The sequence below is a fragment of the Enhygromyxa salina genome, from assembly GCF_000737335.2.
GTDB lineage: Bacteria > Myxococcota_A > Polyangia > Nannocystales > Nannocystaceae > Plesiocystis > Plesiocystis salina_C.
In genome coordinates, this window is sequence record NZ_JMCC02000022.1 from 75,037 (window position 1) to 93,753 (window position 18,717).

19 protein-coding genes are annotated in these 18,717 nt (G+C 68.5%); 10 read left to right on the top strand and 9 right to left on the bottom strand.

Going from position 1 to position 18,717, the window contains the following annotated elements:
- Positions 1-11 precede the first annotated feature (11 nt).
- Both DB30_RS10280 and DB30_RS10285 read left to right on the top strand, forming a co-directional pair.
- Positions 12-2,024, top strand: coding sequence for a hypothetical protein (locus DB30_RS10280; protein WP_052548215.1), 2,013 nt, complete (start codon positions 12-14; stop codon positions 2,022-2,024).
- Between the two features lie 39 nt (positions 2,025-2,063).
- On the top strand, positions 2,064-2,534 hold the full coding sequence (locus DB30_RS10285; RefSeq protein ID WP_052548216.1) for a hypothetical protein: 471 nt from the start codon (positions 2,064-2,066) through the stop codon (positions 2,532-2,534).
- Between the two features lie 46 nt (positions 2,535-2,580).
- On the opposite strand, the gene DB30_RS10290 is transcribed toward DB30_RS10285, so the two are convergent.
- Positions 2,581-2,742: a hypothetical protein gene (locus DB30_RS10290; RefSeq protein WP_153258273.1), complete on the bottom strand. Its 162-nt coding sequence runs from the start codon at positions 2,740-2,742 to the stop codon at positions 2,581-2,583.
- A 335-nt stretch (positions 2,743-3,077) separates the two neighbouring features.
- On the opposite strand from DB30_RS10290, the gene DB30_RS10295 reads away from it, so the two are divergent.
- Together DB30_RS10295 and DB30_RS10300 are read left to right on the top strand one after the other, a co-directional pair.
- The gene (locus DB30_RS10295) at positions 3,078-3,944 is read left to right on the top strand and encodes an SDR family oxidoreductase (protein ID WP_052548218.1); all 867 of its coding nucleotides are present in this window, start codon (positions 3,078-3,080) and stop codon (positions 3,942-3,944) included.
- 48 nt (positions 3,945-3,992) lie between these two features.
- Positions 3,993-5,084, top strand: coding sequence for a metallophosphoesterase family protein (locus DB30_RS10300; protein WP_165703692.1), 1,092 nt, complete (start codon positions 3,993-3,995; stop codon positions 5,082-5,084).
- Positions 5,085-5,095: 11 nt separating this feature from the next.
- Here DB30_RS10300 and DB30_RS10305 read toward each other — a convergent pair whose 3' ends face one another.
- A complete protein-coding gene (locus DB30_RS10305; protein ID WP_052548220.1) occupies positions 5,096-5,650 on the bottom strand; it encodes a hypothetical protein in 555 nt (184 codons plus the stop codon).
- Between the two features lie 128 nt (positions 5,651-5,778).
- On the opposite strand from DB30_RS10305, the gene DB30_RS10310 reads away from it, so the two are divergent.
- The 6 genes from DB30_RS10310 (at position 5,779) to DB30_RS10335 (ending at position 10,692) form a co-directional block, all read left to right on the top strand.
- The gene (locus tag DB30_RS10310; protein ID WP_052548221.1) at positions 5,779-6,363 is read left to right on the top strand and encodes a hypothetical protein; all 585 of its coding nucleotides are present in this window, start codon (positions 5,779-5,781) and stop codon (positions 6,361-6,363) included.
- Positions 6,360-7,115: a hypothetical protein gene (locus tag DB30_RS10315; protein WP_052548222.1), complete on the top strand. Its 756-nt coding sequence runs from the start codon at positions 6,360-6,362 to the stop codon at positions 7,113-7,115. The genes DB30_RS10310 and DB30_RS10315 overlap by 4 nt, the downstream gene beginning before the upstream one ends.
- Entirely contained in the window at positions 7,112-7,822 is a 711-nt protein-coding gene (locus tag DB30_RS10320) for a hypothetical protein (RefSeq protein WP_052548223.1), read from the top strand. Before DB30_RS10315 ends, DB30_RS10320 begins: the two co-directional genes overlap by 4 nt.
- 62 nt (positions 7,823-7,884) lie before the next feature.
- The gene (locus DB30_RS10325) at positions 7,885-8,685 is read left to right on the top strand and encodes a response regulator transcription factor (RefSeq protein WP_240480200.1); all 801 of its coding nucleotides are present in this window, start codon (positions 7,885-7,887) and stop codon (positions 8,683-8,685) included.
- Complete coding sequence (locus DB30_RS10330; RefSeq protein WP_052548225.1) at positions 8,682-10,184, top strand: sensor histidine kinase; 1,503 nt, start codon at positions 8,682-8,684, stop codon at positions 10,182-10,184. Before DB30_RS10325 ends, DB30_RS10330 begins: the two co-directional genes overlap by 4 nt.
- Positions 10,185-10,230: 46 nt before the next feature.
- Complete coding sequence (locus DB30_RS10335; protein WP_052548226.1) at positions 10,231-10,692, top strand: peroxiredoxin; 462 nt, start codon at positions 10,231-10,233, stop codon at positions 10,690-10,692.
- A 4-nt stretch (positions 10,693-10,696) separates the two neighbouring features.
- On the opposite strand, the gene drmC is transcribed toward DB30_RS10335, so the two are convergent.
- The 7 genes from drmC to DB30_RS10370 form a co-directional block, all read right to left on the bottom strand.
- A complete protein-coding gene (gene drmC, locus DB30_RS10340; RefSeq protein WP_052548227.1) occupies positions 10,697-11,488 on the bottom strand; it encodes a DISARM system phospholipase D-like protein DrmC in 792 nt (263 codons plus the stop codon).
- Positions 11,485-13,365, bottom strand: coding sequence for a DUF1998 domain-containing protein (drmB, locus tag DB30_RS10345; protein ID WP_052548228.1), 1,881 nt, complete (start codon positions 13,363-13,365; stop codon positions 11,485-11,487). The genes drmC and drmB overlap by 4 nt, the downstream gene beginning before the upstream one ends.
- A 1-nt stretch (position 13,366) precedes the next feature.
- On the bottom strand, positions 13,367-16,870 hold the full coding sequence (drmA, locus tag DB30_RS10350; protein WP_052548229.1) for a DISARM system helicase DrmA: 3,504 nt from the start codon (positions 16,868-16,870) through the stop codon (positions 13,367-13,369).
- A 72-nt stretch (positions 16,871-16,942) separates the two neighbouring features.
- Entirely contained in the window at positions 16,943-17,299 is a 357-nt protein-coding gene (locus tag DB30_RS10355; RefSeq protein WP_146658446.1) for a hypothetical protein, read from the bottom strand.
- Positions 17,300-17,333: 34 nt separating this feature from the next.
- Positions 17,334-17,693, bottom strand: a complete 360-nt coding sequence (locus DB30_RS10360; protein ID WP_146658447.1) for a hypothetical protein — start codon at positions 17,691-17,693, stop codon at positions 17,334-17,336.
- A 29-nt stretch (positions 17,694-17,722) separates the two neighbouring features.
- The gene (locus tag DB30_RS10365; RefSeq protein ID WP_052548232.1) at positions 17,723-18,100 is read right to left on the bottom strand and encodes a hypothetical protein; all 378 of its coding nucleotides are present in this window, start codon (positions 18,098-18,100) and stop codon (positions 17,723-17,725) included.
- Positions 18,100-18,717, bottom strand: a 618-nt coding sequence (locus tag DB30_RS10370) for an FG-GAP repeat domain-containing protein (RefSeq protein WP_205632952.1), incomplete at its 5' end; no start/stop codon positions are given. The genes DB30_RS10365 and DB30_RS10370, both read right to left, overlap by 1 nt.

Here is an 18,717-nt window from a genome sequence, read left to right on the forward strand (position 1 = left end):
CGCGACTCCCCATGAAACACGTCTCCAGCGCCGCCCCCCTGTGCCTTTTCAGCGCCCTGCTCATGCTCGCCGGATCGCGCCCGGCCGCCGCTCACGACGGGCCAGACGGCAAGATCACGCACAAGCGCAAAGAGGTCCGCACCCAGCCCGATCCCGAGCAAGAGTGGCGCGACGCCGAGGTCGGCGACCTGGTCTACAAGCTGGGTCGCGTCAACACCCTCGCGGACTCGACCGCGGCCGTGGTGTTTCGTGATGACAGCAGCGTGGCGATGCGCGCCGACACCTTGTTGATCATCTACGGCCACCACGCGCTGCGCAACAAGAAGCTGGTCGCGACCGGGGCCGGGCTCGAGCGCGGCGCCCTGCGAGCGCGGCTTGGTGAGCTCGAGGCGATGACCGACGACAACGGCCGGGCCGCGGTCGCAACCCCAGGCGCGACCACGGAGCTCGAGGGCGGCAACAGCCTGCTCAAGGTCGACGACGCCGGCACCAGCCGGATCCACAACCACGGCAACGGCAACGCCACCGTCGCGGCCAAGGCCGGCGGCAAGACCAAGGTCAACAAGGGCATGGGCGTCAAGGTCGAGAAGACCAAGCGCGCCGCCAAGCCGATCCCGCTGCCGCCCACCCCAAGCTGGGTCGCGGGGCCAGAGCAGTTCTTGGGCGTCTCGGGTCGGATCAGCGCGCTGCGGGGCGGCTGGGGCACGATCGACAAGGCCAACAGCTACTACGTCGAGGTCGCCGCCGACCCCGAGGGCCTCGATGTCCTCAGCGCGATCGAGGTGCCCAAGTCCGTCGAGAATTTCGAGGTCCACGGGCTCCCACCCGGCAGCTATCACGTGCGCGTCGCCGCCGTGGACAATGATCAATTCGAGAGCATCCCTTCGGACGTGCGCAGCGTCGAGCTGCTCGATGTCGAGTTGGTCGGGCCCGGCGACGTGGGCCCGATCTGGCCCGAGGGCGCCGACGCTGGGCTCGCGCCGGTGCCGGTGGTCTTGCCTGGGACCGCGCTCTCGCTCCCGGCGGGGATCCGCTGCGGAGCCACGGCCGAGCTGCTCGAGGCCCGGCCGCTGTTCATCGAGCAGGGCGTGCACGAGCTGGTCTGCCAGAACGACGCGGGTGATGCGGTGGTCAGCTTCCCGGTCCGCGTTCCGGACCTCGCCCCGGGTCTGCGCGACGGCGAGGCTTCGGGCCCCGATCAGGCCAAGGCGGTCGAGGTGGTTCGGGGCCAGCGAACAACGCACGAGCTGGTGCTGGACACCGCGCTCGCGCTCCCCGAGCAGCTGTATTTGAGCGCGCCAGAGGGCGTCACGGTCGAGTCGGTCACGCCGGGGACCCAGCCAGGGACCTGGTCGATCGTGCTGCTCGCGGGCCCGACCGCCGCGCCCGAGGCCGAGCTCGGGCTGAGCTTCCTGGCCCCGGGTACCAGCCAGGCCAACACCCAGTTTTCAACTGTGTCGATCACGATCGTCGAGCCGCCCGAGGGCCCGACCGAGCCCGCCAAGCCCGAGCGACACATGTTCGAGTTTGGCGTCGCGGGTGGCCTCGTGCTGCTGTCGCAGACCCACGGGCTCTACCACTCGATCGACACCGCCCACCAACCCTTCCATCGGCCCGCGGGCGAGTTCGTGCTGCGGGCCGGCTACTATCCGATTCGCTGGGTGGGCGTCGAGCTCGACGGCCGCGTGATCCCGACCCGGGTCGCCAACGACGCGCGCGCGACCGCCTACTCCGTGCGCGCGCAGGTCCTCGGCCAGCTGCCCTATCGCGTGACGCCCTTCATCGTCATTGGCGGCGAGATGCTGGGCGTCAGCTCGGGCCCGGCCGCGGTCGGCAAGGACACCGACTTCGGCGCCCACGCGGGCGGCGGCGTGAAATTTTATGCGACCAAGCGCGTCGCCCTGCGGCTCGGGGTCACGGGCATGTTCCACGAAGGGCTTGGAACCAAAGGGGCGGTGCACCTCGAGGCCGACTTGGGCTTGAGCGTCGTGCTGGGTCGGCGCAGCGCGGGCCGCAAGCGCTGAGCGCCCTGCCGGACGAGCGCCTATGCTGGTGGCCAACGAATGGGTCCGCAGGCAAGCATCGACGTCGAGCTCGAGCCCGACGCGGCGATCGAGCTGGTCGCCGCCAGCTTCGCTGCGGGCCGCGGCTGGGCGATCGAGCGCGAGGGGCTTCTGGCGCTGAGCATTCGTCGCAAGCGGGCCTTTGACTACTACTTCGAGTTGGAGCCGGGGCCCGACACACCCTTGCTGACCCCGACAGTTGGCCTCGAGGTCGAGGCGCGGCCGCTCGAGCGTGGCGGCGCCCACGTCCGAGCTTGGACCACCCACCATGACTGGCTCTCCCAGGCCGCGTTCCTCGTCGCGGATCTGAGCTTCTTCTTTGGGTTCCACACCTTTGTCGCTGGGGTCACAGCGCTCGAGCAGCGCCGCAGTCGACGACGCGGCAAGCGGCGGCTGGTTGCGCTTGCGATCGAGCCGTTGGTTCCACACCAGCGCGCCGCCGATCCCGGCCCGTTTCGCCGCGGTCGGTGAGCGATCGCGGGCGGCCTACGACCCGCGCGCAATCGCCGTTGGAGGTTCACTCTTGGTTGGCGAACGCCTCGACCTCGCGCAGCCCGAGGTCGACGGCGTCCCGCATCACGCTCGCAACGCCGTCGCGGCGGGCCTCGAGCAGGGTCCTGGCCGCCTCCGCGTGGGCCATTGTGCAGCCGGACCCGGCGCCGGTTTGCGAGCCGCTCATAGAGCACCGCGTGAACCGTCGAGCTGCGAAACCGCAGATCCACCCCCGACTCGGGATCCTCCTCGGCGAGCAGATCGCGGGCGACCGCGGCTTCGACGAGCTCGTCGAGCGCGTCCTCGTGCAGGCCGGTCGCGCGCGCGAGCACCTCGAAGCGCAGCCGCTCCTTCCTCGCTTCGCGCCAGGGACGCCAGGCCCGGCGCCTCAAACCATCAGATTCACTGCGGCAGGGTACTAGAAGCGGGCTCGTGTCTCGTTGACTGGACGCGCACCTTGGCCAGTCACCTTGGCGCGGTCGTGGCTCCATGGCGCGCCGGAAACCATCTAGTATCGCGCGCATGTTCGAGCGCGGGCTTCTCAGCGATCACAACATCCTCGTCACAGGCGGCGGCACCGGTCTCGGCCGGGCCATGGCCCTTCGCTACGCCGAGCTCGGTGCCAGCGTTGGGGTCCTCGGGCGGCGGACCCAACCGCTCGAAGAGGTCGTCGCGGCGATCACCCAAGCGGGCGGCAAGGCGGCGTGGGCCAGCGCGGACGTGCGCGAGCGGGACAGCGTCGACGCGGCGCTCGATCAGCTCGAGACCGAGCTAGGTCCGCTGACCGACGTGGTCAACAACGCGGCCGGCAACTTCTTGTGCCCAAGCGAGGATCTGTCGCCGGGCGGCTTTGATGCTGTGGTCAAGATCGTGCTCTATGGCACCTTCAACGTCACCCAGTCCCTGGGCAAGCGCTGGATCGAGCGTGGCAAGCGGGACCACGCGCGCGGCTACAGCGTGCTGTCGATCGTCACCACCTACGCGTGGATGGGCTCGGCGTTCGTGCTGCCCTCGGCCTGCGCGAAGGCGGGCGTGCTGGCGCTGACCCGCTCGCTGGCGACGGAGTGGGCAACCTATGGGATCCGCCTCAACGCGATCGCCCCAGGCCCGTTCCCAACTGACGGCGCGTTCTCGCGGCTGCTGATGCCGGGCGCAGAGGCGCTCGGCAAACACCGGGTGCCGCTGGGGCGCTACGGCGAGCCGCCCGAGCTCGCGGATCTCGCGGTGTACCTGACCGCCGCGCCCTTCGTGACCGGCGAGTGTGTGACGATTGACGGCGGCGAGTGGCTCAACGTTGGCCAGGAGTTCGCCTCGATCACGGCCCAGCCTCGCGCGCAGGTCAAGCAGGTGTTTGCGAACATGCGCGCGAGCACCCACAAGCCGGAGTAAACGCGGGGGCGATCGGCTCCGCCAGTTGTGGCACCATCGCGTCTCGCCGTGCGCCGCCTTCCCTTCCCCGTTGTGGTCCTCGCCACCGCGCTCTCGCAGCCAGGCTGCGTCGCGGTCGTCATTGAATCGAACCTCGAGGGTGAGACCGGGGACGGCGATCCCGGCGATGGCGACGGCGATGGCGATCCCGGTGACGGCGACGGCGATCCCGGCGACGGCGACGGCGACACCAACACCAACACCGGCGACGGCGACGGCGACACCAACACTGGCGACGGCGACCCAGATCGGTTTCGGGTGGTCGTGATCGCCGATCCACACATCCCGGCCCCCGACTACCCGGGCGGCGACAAGTCGCTCTCGGAGGCCCGCGCCAGCCTGCTCGAGACCCGCGACAAGATCGAAGCGATCGTCCCGCCGCCAAGCTTCGTCGTCGTGCTGGGCGACCTCGTCGACGACGCGTACAAGTCGACCGAAGCGGTCTGGTATCAGGCCAACCCCAACGCGTTCGCCGACGTCGCCGACATCCTCGACGGCTTTAGCGTGCCCGTGTACCCCTTGTTTGGCGACAGCGACTACGCCGTCCCCGACCACGCCAAGACCTTCTCGCACCTGCTGTTTGGCCAGTTCTACGCCAAGGACCCCTACTACGCGGTCGACCACTTGGGCTGGCGCTTCGTGTTCACCAACAGCGAGTACGGCCAGACCTACGACGAAGGCACGCTGATCTACGATCCCGAGCGCGGATCTTATGGCGGCACCCAGCTCAACTGGATCGCAGATCAGCTCAGCGCGGGCAAGCCCACCGTGCTGTTCAGCCACTTCCCGCTGTACCAGGTCGCGGTCGACGAGGCCCCCAACAACGGGCAGTTCACCGACCTCGAGACGGTGCTGGCGATCCAGGGTGAACCCGTCGAGCTGGTGTTCGCGGGGCACGAGCACACCTGGCTGGACATGCCGGCGACCTTCGCCGCGCCCCACGTCGTCGTTGGCGCAACGCGCTACGACACCGACAATTTCTTGCTGATCGAGTTCACCACCAACACCCCACAATACGAGATGTTGGACCGCAACAAGGTCGAGTGGGGCACCGCAGAGGCCGACACGTGGGTCTACGACGGCACCCCCATGCCCGGCTGATGATGTGACCCCTACAGGTATCCAAACAGGGCGACCCGCAGGCGCTTCAATTCATCGACCAGCTCCGGGTCGCCCTTGCGCATCGCCAGCCCGGTCGCGCGGGCTTCGGCGATCAGCACGTTGACCAGCTTGTCGGCCAGCTTCAGGCGCTGACCCAGCTCGCGGGCCGAAGCCTCCTCTTCGGCCGACAGCCCGTCGGCCGCGGCCACGGTCGTGGCCCCCGACAGCAGATAGCAACCCTTCTGGCTGCCAGCGGCGAACAGCTCGCTGGCGTGCTCCACGGTCACGCCCTCGGTCGAGAACGCGACCACGTGTCGCTGAATGTCGTAGGGCAGCGCCGACATGATCATCAGGAATTTGAGCCCGGTCAGCTCCTCGCGGCTGAGCCCGTCGACGCCAGCGATGACCTTGATCGCCTTGGCCAGGTTGATCTCTTCGGCGAGCGAGAGCTTGAACCCAGCCGCGCGCACCGAGTTGACAGCGACCTCGCGCTCGGCGTGGGCGCGAGCTTCGGGGTCCATGTCGTCGAGCAAGCGCTGGGTGCTTTCGGAGATCGGGTTGGCCATGGCTGCACACGACCTTGCCAAGTTCGCTCGTCAGCGTCCACTTGCGCCAAATCTGCACAAAATCGGCGGGCCAAGGCCGAATCCCCGTCGAAGCCATTGCACGCCGGCTTGCTAGTGCTGACTCGACGATGCACGCAACGACCTCCCCGTTCCCCCTGCACGCGCCCCCCGACGCGCTCCCTCCAACAACCGCGGTGCGGGGGCGTGACCTCTCGCTGGCCCTGCTGGGCCTGCTCGCGCTCGGGGGCGCGGCGGCGCTTGGATCCCCGGCCGGGCCGGCTGCAGTGCGCCTGGCCCCGAGCGTGCTGTTGGTCGATCTGGCGGCCTTGGCCCTGACCGCGCCGGCCCTGATCGCGGTTCACCAATTCTTGCGGCTGTCCGCCAAGCCCGAAGATCTGGCCGCCGGGCTGGGCCGGGCGCTCGTCCACGGCGGGCGCGTGGCCGCGGGGCTGAGCGTGATCGTGCTGTTCTTCTCGGCGACGACCGACTTGGCGATCCCCATGTTGTTGGCCTCGCTGGTCGGCGTGGGGGTGTTCACGACCGCGACCGCCTGCGTCGAGCTGAGCCGCGCCGAGCGCAAGGGCGGCCCGGTCGTTGGCTACTTCCCGCTGTTGTTGCTGGGGTGGGTCGCGCTCAGCTGGATCATCGCGCTGCGGGTTGGCGTCGACGTTGGCGCGTGGGTGATTGGGTTCGAAGGGGGCGTGTGGTCATGAGCGCCGGATCCCCAACCTCGAGCTTGGCCCTGGTCGGCGTGCTGCTGCGCGATCCGGCGCTGCTGCTGGGCACCGCGTCTGCAGACGCCCACGACGAGGCCAACGTCAGCGACCGCCTCGCCGTGTTGGCGCCGCGCCTGCTCGGGATCACCGTCGCGGGCGCTGCGATCTTTGGCCTGGTGATCGGCTCGTATCGCGGTGACTTGCAGTATGCCTACGCCGCGATCAAGACGCCCTTGCTGCTGCTGATCCCGATCTTGATCGGGCTGCCGGCGATCCGAGCGTTTCACGACGCCTGCGAGGTCTCGATCTCGTGGTCACGCCTGGCGCTGGCGAGCATGGTGGCGATCGCCCGCACCGCCGCGCTCGCGGCCGCCTGCGGTCCGATCCTGTGGCTGTACCTGTCCATGCACCCCGACTATCACCGCGCGGTCCTGGCCATGGCTGGATGCCTGTGTCTGGTCGGGCTGCCGGGGTTGATGACCCTGCTCGCCAGCCTGCCTGGCGGCGGCCGTCATCGACCGCTGGCGAGCTTCGCCTCGGTCGCCGTGCTGGGGGTCTTGCTCGCGCAGTCGGGGTGGCTGCTGCGGCCCTTCGTGGTCCGCCCGCGCGCCGAGATCTCGTTCTTGCGCGACGTCGAAGCCAACGTGTTCTCGAGCCTGGCCAGCTCGGGCAGCTCGGCGCGCGGCCACTATCGAGGCTGGGACGCGCGGGGTGCTGGGTTGCTCGGCCGCGAGGAGTCGCCACGATGATCGCCTTGGCGCTGTCCCTGGATCTGCTCGGTGAGCCCCGCCTGCTCGGCGAGCTCGCTAGCGGCCGCGTGCCCTCGCTGTGGGCCACGCTCTCGCTCGGCTACCTCGGGATCGGGGCGGCGATGGCCTGGCACCTCGGCCGCCGCGGTCACGGGCTTGGCACGGCCACCAGCGCCCTCGCCTGTTGGCCGCTGCTGCTGGGCCTCGTCGGTCGCCCGCCGCCGCAGACCACCGAGCTCGACCTTGGCCACGCGCGCCCGATCCAGATCGGCCCCAACCACAGCCGCATTGAGGGCTGCATGGCCACGCTGCAAGAGGGTCTGCAAGAGGACTTCGACGGCGCCGCGGGGACCCGGCTGATCGACGCCGCGCAGCTGGCCAAGCTCGCCCACTCGCTGCACCGCGCGGATCATCGGATCGCCCGGGTCGATCGCCTGCTGCACGAGACCGCGGCCCAGGGGTCGGCCCACGTCGAGCTCGACCCCCAGCTGCAGGCCGCCCTCGCAACCTTGCGCGGCGCTCGGGATCACGCCCACGACGAGCTCGAGGCCGTGCTGTCTGGCCTGCTCTCGCTGCGGGTCCAGCTTGGCTTGTTCGCGCTCGCGGGTGAGTCCGAGCCGGTCCGCGCGCGCCTGCTCGAGCTCGAGGCTCGCGTGGCTGCGCTCGCGGAGCTATCCTCCGTCGAGCTCGCGCAGGTGGCATCATGAGCGCCCTGCTGCACCTCGGAGCGAAGCCCATGGTCGCGCCTGCCCGCCCCCCAAACTCCGCCTTGGCGAGCTCCCTCGCGATCTTGGTCGTCGACGATGATCCCAAGCTGCGCGAGGTCGTTGGCTACGCGCTGCGCCGCGAGGGCTACGAGGTCTGCGAGGCCCGCCACGGCGGCGACGCGCTGTCCCTGCTCGAACAGCGCAGTTTTGATCTGATGGTCGTCGACGTCTCAATGCCCGAGGTCGACGGCTTCGAGTTCGTCCGCCGCCTGCGAACCCGCGACCTCGTGACGCCAGTGCTGTTCTTGTCGGCCCGCAGCGACGAGATCGATCGGATCTTGGGCCTCGAGCTTGGCGGCGACGACTACGTGACCAAGCCCTTCTCCACCCGCGAGCTGGTCACCCGGGTCAAGGTCATCCTGCGCCGCGTCACCCGGGAGCGGGCCGACGCCCAAGCCAGCGCCAACGGCAGCGGCAGCCACAGCGGCGGAACACTCGACGAAGCCCGGGCCGACGAGTCGCAGCTGATCGTGGGCCAGCTGCGGCTGAGCCCCGAGACCCACCGCAGCTGGTGGGGCGAGCAAGAGGTCGTGCTCACGGCCACGGAGTTTCGCTTGCTCGAGGTGTTGATGGGTCGGCCGGGTCGCGTGTACTCGCGCGACGAGCTGGGCGAGCTGGCCTACCCCGACACCCGCCACGTCTCGGGCCGCACGCTGGACTCTCACGTGCGACGGATCCGGGCCAAATTCAGGGCCGCGCTGCGGTCGGGCTCGGGCTCGGGTTCCGGGGGGTCCGGCGTGGTGGCAAACTTCGATCCGGTCGAGACCGTGCACGGCGTCGGCTATCGCCTGCGCCAGTCATGAGCCCATCCACGCCAGGGTCAGGGTCAGGGCCAGAGCCGCGCGAGCGCAACCTGCTGCCCGAGCTGTCGCTGCGGACGTGGCTGCTGGGGTCGCACCTGCTGGTCTTGCTGTTGCCCTTGCTCGCGTTGATCGGGACTGGGGCGCTGGCCATGGACCTGCGTCGGCAGACTCGCATCGACCTCGAGCACCAGGCCGACGTGCTCACGGTGTTGGTTGCACAGATGCTGGCCAACCCCGGCGGCGAGCAGCGGCCCTTGCAGCCGCGCTTTGATCCGCTGTTGATCGCGATCCGCGACCGCACCCTGGCCAGCGTGCGGATCGTCGACGCCAACGCCCAGGTGCTCGCGTCGAGCTCGGGGGATCAGCTCGACGAGCACGACATGTCACACGACGCCGTGGTGAACACGGCGCTGTCTGGCCAGACCGGCATCGCAACCCGCGATCGTGATCGCCCGCGCCACGGCGAGCCACTGTCCAGCCCAAGCCGCCGCGCGCGGGTCCGGCTGTTCATCGCCAAGCCGATCTACTCCGCGCAGCCCGGCCGCGAGCACGAGATCATCGGCGCCGTATTGCTGTCCCGCACCCCCCGCGAGGAGCTGCAGGCGCTGTATCACATGTCCCCGCGCCTGGTCTTGGGCCTGCTCGCCGCGCTGCTGCTCACGATCGTGCTCGCGGTGTTCGCCGGGCGGCTCGCCACGCGCTCGCTCGAGTCGCTGGCCGACGCGGCCCGGCGGATCACCCACGGCAGCGGCAGCGAAGGCGCCAAGCTGATGCGCAGCGCCGGCTCGCACGTCGACGAGGTCCGCGCCCTGGCCACGGCGACCGCCGCGATGGCCGAGCAGCTGCAGTCGCGGGTCGAGTACATCAATGAATTCGCGGGCAACGTCGCGCACGAGTTCCGCACGCCGATCGCAACCTTGCGCGGCACCGCGGAGCTGATCCGCGACGACGAGGACATGGCGACCGAGCAGCGCAGGCGGTTCTTGGACAACGCGCTCGAGGAGCTCGAGCGACTCGAGCGCCTGGTCGACGGCCTGCTCGCCCTCGCCCGGGCCGAGCAGCCCCACGGCGGCGCCCGCTGTTCGCTGTCCGAGCTGCTAGCGAGCGTGCCGGGGCGCTGGCCCGAGGTCAGCGTGACCGGGGCCGAGCAAGCCGGCTCGGTCGAGGGCAGCGCCGCCCAGCTCGCCAGCGTGCTCGACAACCTGATCGACAACGCCTACGCCCACGTCGGCGACGAGGTCCGGGTGCAGGCCAACGCCCTGGCCGCCCGCGACGGCCGGACCGGTTTCGAGATCATCGACGACGGGCCGGGCATCTCGGTCGCCAACCAGGCCCAGATCTTCGATCGCTTCTTCACGACCAACCGCGAGCACGGCGGCACCGGCCTCGGCCTTGCCTTGGTCCGCCGGATCGTCGAGACCCACGGCGGGACGATCGAGCTCGAGAGCGCGCCCGGACGCACCTGCATGCGCGTGTGGCTGCCGCTCGCCGATGATTGAGTGAGTGACATTCGCCAGCGTTGATCGTAAGCACCTTCGAGCGCTCATGACTCTACAAATTGGCCAGCAAGCACCCGACTTCGACGCGACCACCCACGCGGGCGAGTCGATCAGCCTTTCTGCCCTGCGCGGTGACAAGGCTGTGGTCCTGTATTTTTATCCGAAGGACGAGACCCCCGGTTGCACGGCCGAGGCGTGCAGCTTTCGGGACGCCTACGAAGACTTCACCGACGCGGGCGCGGTGGTGATCGGCGTCAGCTCCGACAGCCCGGACAGCCATGAAAAATTTGCCGCGAACCACCGGCTCCCGTTCAAGCTGATCAGCGACGAGAGCGGTGACCTGCGCCGCAGCTACGACGTGCCCAAGGCGATGCTGGGCATGCTGCCTGGGCGCGTGACCTATGTGATCGACAAGCAGGGCAAGGTTCAGCACGTGTTCAACTCGATGCTGAAGGCCAAGCGCCACGTCGCCGAGGCGCTCACCGTCGTCAAGCGGCTGGCGGGCTAGCTCCTCACTCGCCAACGCGGCGCAGCAGACCGTTGGCGATCAGCCCCTGCCACTGGCCCAGCAGCGTCCGCGCGAACTCGGGGCTGCTCAGGACCACGCCGGCTTCGATGTTGCGGGTGGTCCCGGCGTTGGTGAAGTTGGCGCTGCCCACGATGCAATGCTCGGCGTCAACGACCACCGTTTTTGCGTGCATCTGGGCGAAGAAGCCACCGTTGCGGTGCTCGGGATCCGCGTTCCAGCCGACCGTGCGCGGGTCGATGTAGAGCGTGGGCGCGAGGTCCTTCCACGTCCAGACGTTCGTGAAAAATGCTCGCACGGTGGCGTCGATCTTCTGCTCGCGGCTGCGACGATCTTTCGAGTCAGAGGTGACCTCGAGCACCATCGTCACGTTGAGCCTGCGTGTGCACATGCGCTCGTACAGCGGCGCGAGCAGGCTCTTGTCGTCAAACCGGTAGCCAGCCCAAAACACGCTGTCCCGCGCGCCCGAGATCAGCTCGAGCAGCTTCACCCGGGTATCCAAGGCCCCGCTCCCCGGCGCCTCGGGCCCCGTCCACAGCAACCGCGGGCGCTCGCGCTCGGCCCGGTCTCGCTCGCCCAGCAGCGTGTCGAGCACGGCCACCAGCGGCGCGTGCGACAGCTCGCCAAGCACCCGCGCCAACAACCCCGCCGTGTCCGCCTCCAAGCCGCGCGCTTGCAGCTCCCGGCGGGCGAGCGGGATCGTGAGCTTGCCCTGCACCACCCAGTTCCGCAGGTGCCCAAGGCTGGCCCGCGACACGCCGTTCAAGTTCTCGCTCACGGTGGCTCACCAAAAAACGCGAGCTGCTCCGCCTGCCCGATCGTTGGAAACACCAACCCCCGATCCAAGAAGCGATTGAACGACTCACACGAGGTCTCGGGGATGTACACGCAGCTGTGACAGGCGGCGCCCTCCGTGCTGCGATCGTCGAACTCGAGCTCGGGCTGATGCAGCGCGCAGACCGGGTCGCCCGAGCACAGCGTGCCCAGATCAAACGCCCGGCGCAGGTGGTGTCGCAAGTAACGGCCCTGCTCGACCAGGCCACCAAGCGTGCCCTCGGACCCGGGCGTACCCGTGCTGAGCAAGATCCCCGCTTTACCCGGGTTGCCCCGGCTTGGCTCCTTGCAATAGATGCGCTCGCGGATCGAGCTGGCTGCATAGCCACACTCGAGCGCGATCGCGGTCATCAACAAGTGCGAGAGCGTATGCAGCATGTAATAGCGCGCCCCACGAAACTCCACGGCCCCGTGCCGCTGCGCCGCCCACCGGCGAAACCCGGTGAGCAGGTGATCGTTGCGGGCCCGGACGCTCTCGCGCGCCTCCCAGGCGGTCAGGCTATCCTCGTCAAACTGCAAGAACAACCCCTCCCCGTTGATCTCGATCGCCGGCAGCCACTTGGGTTCGAGCGCCAAAGGGGCGATCTTGGCGTCATCGCCAAAGCTGCCGTCGGCCCGGGGGATCGCGGCCTCGAGCCGCGAGAACCCAAACTGAGCCCGGACCTCGCGCAGCTTGGGCACCAGCACGACCCGGCCGATCCCATGGGGCAGGCCCTCGGCTGACGGGCGCATGGTCCGGGCAAAAAACCGACACCCCAGCGGTGGCTGGACCGCCGGCTGCTCGACCGGCGCGGTCACAAACGCGTCGTACTCGGCCTCGTCGAGGGGCGGGAGCGCCTTGTCAGCTCCCTCGCGACGCCGCTCGATCGCCGCGAGCACAGCCTCGTCGCCCCAGGCTTCGAGCAAGGTCGCGCGCAGCTGGGGGGTGTGCTCGCGCAGCACCTGCAGCACCGCGACCGTGGTCACGGTCCCGAGCGTGGCCCAGTTGGCGGCGACGGCCTCCGCGATCGCGTCGTCGTGCAGCGGCAGCCACAGCGCGCTCAGGCTCTGGGCGAAGTAGCCGTTGGTCGCCGTGCGCACCAGCAATCGGGCCTTGTTTTCACACGGCTGGGCGGCGACGTCGTGATCTCCCAGCCACGGCCGCGCGCCGCTGCACTTCGGGCGCAACACCTCGATCAGGGCCTGCGCGAGCTTCGGGTTGGCCCCGCAGTTCTCACACACAACCCGGATCTCGCTGATGTCACCCGAAGCGCCCTCGCGCAGCTTGATGTCGGGGGCGTCGCAGCGCGGCTTGCCGCCCGCCCGGTGACACCACACATCCCACGGCCAGTCATTGATGTGGCCGTCCTCGCAGACCGCCACAAACCGCACGGGCACGGCCGGCGCCGGCTTCTTGGGATAGCCCGGCCCGCACTGGTGGGTCCGACCGCGGCTGCCTTCTTCAAACTCGGTTGCGTGGGCGATGCTGTTGCAGCGCTGACACTTGAAAAACCGCGGAAACTCGAGCGCCTGAATCCCCTGGCGTGGCGTCGCTTCGTCGTAGTTGCACTCGGGCGGCGGCCGCAGCTCCAGGTTCACGGCCGGGTTCATGCCCAGCCCGCGCATGACCTCGACCAGCTTGGCGGTCAAGCGCGGCTCTTTGATCTCCTCGACCCCGTGCTTGGGCGGCGCCTCGTAGCGCCAGTAGTCGAGTCCACCGATCAGCACGGCGTCGTTGAGCAAGTCGATCATTGCGCCGGGCCCATAGCCCATCAGCAGCTGGCTGCGACGAATCTCGCCCTCGGGCCGATAGCTCTTCTTGTTCTTCTTGCTGCGGGCCATATCAGGACTCCTTGGCGCCAAGCTTGAACCGCCGCCACACGTGCACGCTGGGCTCGACGTCGCGCATGGACGTTGGCGCCACGAAGCGGCGCTCGTCGGCGGTGAGCATCTCTTGCACTTCGGGGTCGGGGCTCTGGGCCTCGAGGGCGTTGCGCAGCAGCGGTCGGCCCTTGTCACGGAAGCTGTCGTAGGGCGAATAATGCAGGTGCGCGAGCTTGGACTTGCGATCGTCGATGATGCTGAGCCAACAGTTGAGCAAGCTGTCCGCGCGGTCGCGCACGGTCCGGGCAAACACGTCGCCGACCGCCTCTCCGGCCGCGCCGATCGCCGGCTGATTGGCGGCCTTGCGCTGGATCGCGCCCAAGATCCGCCCCGACGCCGCCTGCAACCCCGCCGCGTTCATGGCCTCGCCCGAACCGGTCATGTCCACGTCCAGCAGCCGGGCGAGCGCGACGATCAAGGCCGCGAGCCCCCGGTCGATCGCCGGGGCCGAGAACGGCGTCACGCTGGTCGCTTCTACGTGGCGGTAGAAGCTCTCGTGGTAGGCGACAAAGTGCTCGTAGTGCGAGCGATCCCGCGGCCGGTAGATGTTGTAGGCCATCACGACCAGGCCCGGCCACTTCGACGAGCGACCGACGCGGCTGCTGGCCTGAATGTACTCTGCGGTGGTCTTGGGCTGGCCGGCGACGACCATGACCCCGAGCCGCGAGATGTCGACGCCAACCGAGATCATGTTGGACGCGAGCAGCACGTCGAGGCCCTTGCCTTCGGTGTGGGGCGTGGCTGCCCGGCCCTTGATCGTTGCAATACCCGCCGTGCTCTCGCGGCTGGTGAGCTCGTCGGGCAGGCCGATCGTGCGCCTGGCCACCCACTTGTGCGGGGCCACGGCGTCGAGCGGCAGCCCGTCTTCTTGCTGCCGGGCCCGGGTGGCGATGTCGTCCTCGACCAGCCGCCGCATGCCCCCGAGCTCGCGCAGCGAGTTGAAGTAGCCGGCCAGCGTGAAGTAGCCGTCGCTGTCCTCGGGGCTGGCGCCGCCGACCTTCTCGGCCCAGGCCGCGGCCCCCAGCACACACAGATAGGTGCGCAGCAGCACCCGCTTCATCGAGCGACCCGCCGCGGCCACGCCCACATACACACGCCCGGGCTTGTCGTGCTCGACCAGCGAGAACCAAGTCTCGAAGGGATCGAGCCCCTGCGGCGGGAACAGGTTGGTCTCGCGCCGGCCGTAGAGCGCCTGGACTTGCCGCTGCGCCCGACGGACCGTGGCCGTGGCCGCGATGATCTTGGGCCGAACCCGCTTGCCCTCGACTTCGCGGGTGCACAGCTCCTCGATCGCGGTCTCGAACAGCCCGACCATGGTCCCGAGCGGGCCCGAGATCAGGTGCAGCTCGTCCTGCACGATCAGCTCTGGCGGCAGCAGCCCCGCGATTGGCTTGGCGGCCTTGGGAATGCTCGCGGACGGGTTCGCCGGCCCGTAGTAGCAGACGTCGTCGCGGTGCGTCGCGCGGCCAAACAGCAGGCCCGTGTCCCCGCGCCAGGGCAGCATCGCAAACTTGTCGACGGTTGCGACCACGAAGCAGGGCAGCTCCCGATAGACCTGCTCGTCCACGAATTGCAGCGGCAGCCCGGCCCGGCTGTGAGGCGCCTTGGCGAACTCACACCCCTCTTCGTGGCAGCGCACGACCACGCGCTCGGTCGCGGTCGTCGTCGACTCGACCGTCAACGACTTGACCGTGAGCGGCTTGCCACACCAGGGGCACGACTGCAGCGGGCACGGGTGGCCGCCAATGCCGGCCCGAAACGCGGTGAGCTGCTCCTTGAACTGCGCGAGGGTGTTCGCCGATGCCTTGCCACCGACCCACAGCCCGATCTCGAAGCGCCGCTCGCCAAGCAAGACCCGATAGCGATCCTGACAGCGCATGGTCTCGAGCGCGCAGATCAGCGTAGACGCGCGCTCGAGCTGATCGAGGGTCAGCAGCCGCAGCGTGTAGCGCAGCAGCACCGCCACGCCCTCGCCGCCGTGCGCCGTACCGAGCCCCCGCATGCGCCGAAGCAGCAGCGTGAACGCGATCAGCCCCAGGTACGCCTCGGTCTTGCCGCCGCCGGTCGGGAAGAAGATGAGCTCCACCTCGTCGCGGTGCCCCGACTCCGCGCTGGGGTTGGCGATGTCGTCGAGGCACAGCAACACGAACGCGAGCTGAAACAAGCGCCACTTTGGGTTCTTGGCCCACGGCTCGTTGGCTCGTTCGCCGCGCTTCTTGGCCTGAAAGAACATCGCCCGATTGGCGTAGGCGAACGCCTGCAAGACTTGGCGATCACGCTTCAACAATTCGATGCCGCCGCGGATCCGCTGGGCCGCCATGCGGGCCCGCGTTACCAGGCTTGCCAGCGTCTCGGCCCGATCGCGCGACAGCCCCTGCGCGGCGCCGACCAGGGCGGTCTCGATCCACGCCTCGTAGGCAGCCGGCAGCCCACCGAGCGCGGCCTCGACCGCGGCCGCGTCGCCGAGCAGGCCAAGCTCTTTCATGGACACGGTCACCGGGGCGTCGGACCGGGCGGCGACGGGCTTGAACTCCGCTTGGGGGATCCACGCAATCTCGACCGCGGCGACCCGCGGCACGCCTGGCTCGCCAAGCTCGGCCCGCATCGACCCCGCGACGGCCCGCGCCGCGACCCCGTGGCCAACGGCGTACTCGAACTCGTCGCGGTACTGCAGATCGTTGATTTGATCGTCGAGGTCGCTGCCGCCTTCGCCGGTGAGATCTGGCCGGGCCAAGAACCCGAGCTCGCAGTGAAGCTGATACTCGAGCTGAAACAACAAGGTCTCGTCGCGGTGGGCCGCGGCCTCGGGCGAGCGCCGGTTGACCACAAACAGCGCCAGCGCCTGGGTCCCGTCGCCCCGGCCCGCGTCGGCGACCCGGCCCTGCAGGACCACGCCGCTGGCAACCGGGATGCCGCGGGTCACCAACGCCGCGTCGAGCTCGACCACGACCTCGGGGCACTCGACCTGCACACGCCGCCACACGCGGGTGCCGGTTGGCTTGGTCTGCGCGCCCCCTTCATCTGTCAGCCGCGACAGCTCGCCAGACTCGCTCTGGATGGTATCGAGGCGGTACTCGCCCCAGCGAAGCCTGGCCCTCACCTGCTTGGCCTCGCGCGGCAGCAGCACCGAGATCCCGACCGAGGCCGGAAACACCTTGCGCGTGGCTGGCTCGGGGTCCGGCGTCGCGCTGTCGTCTGTCTCTTTGTCGCTGCCCAGCTCGTAGCCATCGTCGCCGTCGAGCGCGTCGGCTCGCTGCGGGTCCACGAGCTCACCGTCGTCGTCGTCGTCGTCACGGCCGTCGGCTCGGGCCGGCTCGCCCTCGCCCTCGACCATCGGCGGGGACAAGAAGCCGGTCAGGTAGCGGCGGGACGGCGCGAGCCGGAGCAGCTCCTCGCCGGTCGCGTCATAGGGGCCGACGAGCTCGGCCCGCAGGGCTTGGATCAGGTGTTCGCGGACGTGCATCGTGGGCGGGGGGTGAGGATAGACTAAATCTCGCGCGCGGGGTCTGCTGACGTGGAAAGGTTGCGTGGCCCCCTACTCCTGCTCGCAGCAGCACTTGACCGAGTTGTTGAACTGCCACTCGATGGGCTCGTCGCACTCGTGCTCGAACAGAAGTCCGGTCCGATCGGGATCCTCACACAACGTGATGTCGTAGTAGAGCCGGTAGGTATACCCCCCACACCCGTTGGCGACACACGAGCTCCCTTGGGCCTCGCAAGCCTCGGCGCAGGTCGAGATGTCATTCATCACGGAACATTCGGCATAGGTTGGGGTGCAGGCGCCGGCCTTGCACTCGCCGACGCCCGGGAAGTTGGGGCCGGCGGGTTGGCACATGCCGTCGCAGTCGGAGTCGATCGGGCGGGCGCTGCACGCCGCCACCAGGAGGCTCAACACCGCAATCGTCTGCCTGCTCACCATCCGCCCCCTACTCCTGCTCGCAGCAGCACTTGACCGAGTTGTTGAACTGCCACTCGATGGGCTCGTCGCACTCGTGCTCGAACAGAAGTCCGGTCCGATCGGGATCCTCACACAACGTGATGTCGTAGTAGAGCCGGTAGGTATACCCCCCACACCCGTTGGCGACACACGAGCTCCCTTGGGCCTCGCAAGCCTCGGCGCAGGTCGAGATGTCATTCATCACGGAACATTCGGCATAGGTTGGGGTGCAGGCGCCGGCCTTGCACTCGCCGACGCCCGGGAAGTTGGGGCCGGCGGGTTGGCACATGCCGTCGCAGTCGGAGTCGATCGGACGGGCGCTGCACGCCGCCACCAGGAGGGTCAACACTGCAATGGTCTGCCTGCTCACCATCCCCCCTACTCCTGCTCGCAACAGCACTTGACTGCTTCGTTGAGTTGCCACTCGATCGGATCGTCGCATTCGTGCTCGAACAGGATTCCAGTCCGATCGGGGTCCTCACACAAGGTGATATTATAGTAGAGCCGGTACGTATACCCCCCACACCCGTTGGCGACACACGAGCTCCCTTGCGCCTCGCAAGCCTCGGCGCAGGTCGAGATGTCACTCATCACGGAGCATTCGGCATAGGTTGGGGTGCAGGCGCCGGCCTTGCACTCACCGACGCCTGGGAAGTTGTGGCCGGCGGGTTGGCACATGCCGTCGCAGTCGGAGTCGATCGGGCGGGCGCTGCACGCCGCCAGAATCGTCAGGAGGAACAGAACATGACGTCGCATCAGTACGCTCCCCCGAAACCAACGGGATAGGTGCCAGCTGGCGTGGTGACTGGTGGCTCGCACGCGAAATCGCGATCGTTGGGCAGGCACCTCCACAGCGGGCTCTCCAGGTTTGGGTCGTCGGGTTTGTACCACAGAATGTCGGAGCAGCCGTCGTTATCGAAGTCGGCTACATAGGGGCTGTAGTCCTGGTGCGTCGACAAGACGCGAGACGTGTAGGTCTCGTCTTCGGTGAAATACCAGATTTTCGACGTCACGTGGACCGTTTCCGCGTAGGCAGCGAACCAGAGGATGTCATCGATCCCGTTGGCGTCAAAGTCGCCAACAAATGGCCGATAGTCATGTGTGACTTGGGCGCTTGCAGCCGCGAAGAATATTCCGTCTGCGTCGGCCTGAGACCACCACATGAGGTCAGCCCCATCACCAGCCGAGTACCAGAAGATGTCGGTCATGGCATCCCCATTGAAGTCGCCAACGATCGGTATGTACTCGACGCCCTTGTCGAGGCCCATCGTTCCGGCGTTGGAGGGGCCGTTTGCATCGTAGCTGAAGTTCTGGCCCATCCACCGCCACGACGATATCTCACCGTTGTGTGGATCATACCAAATAATATCATT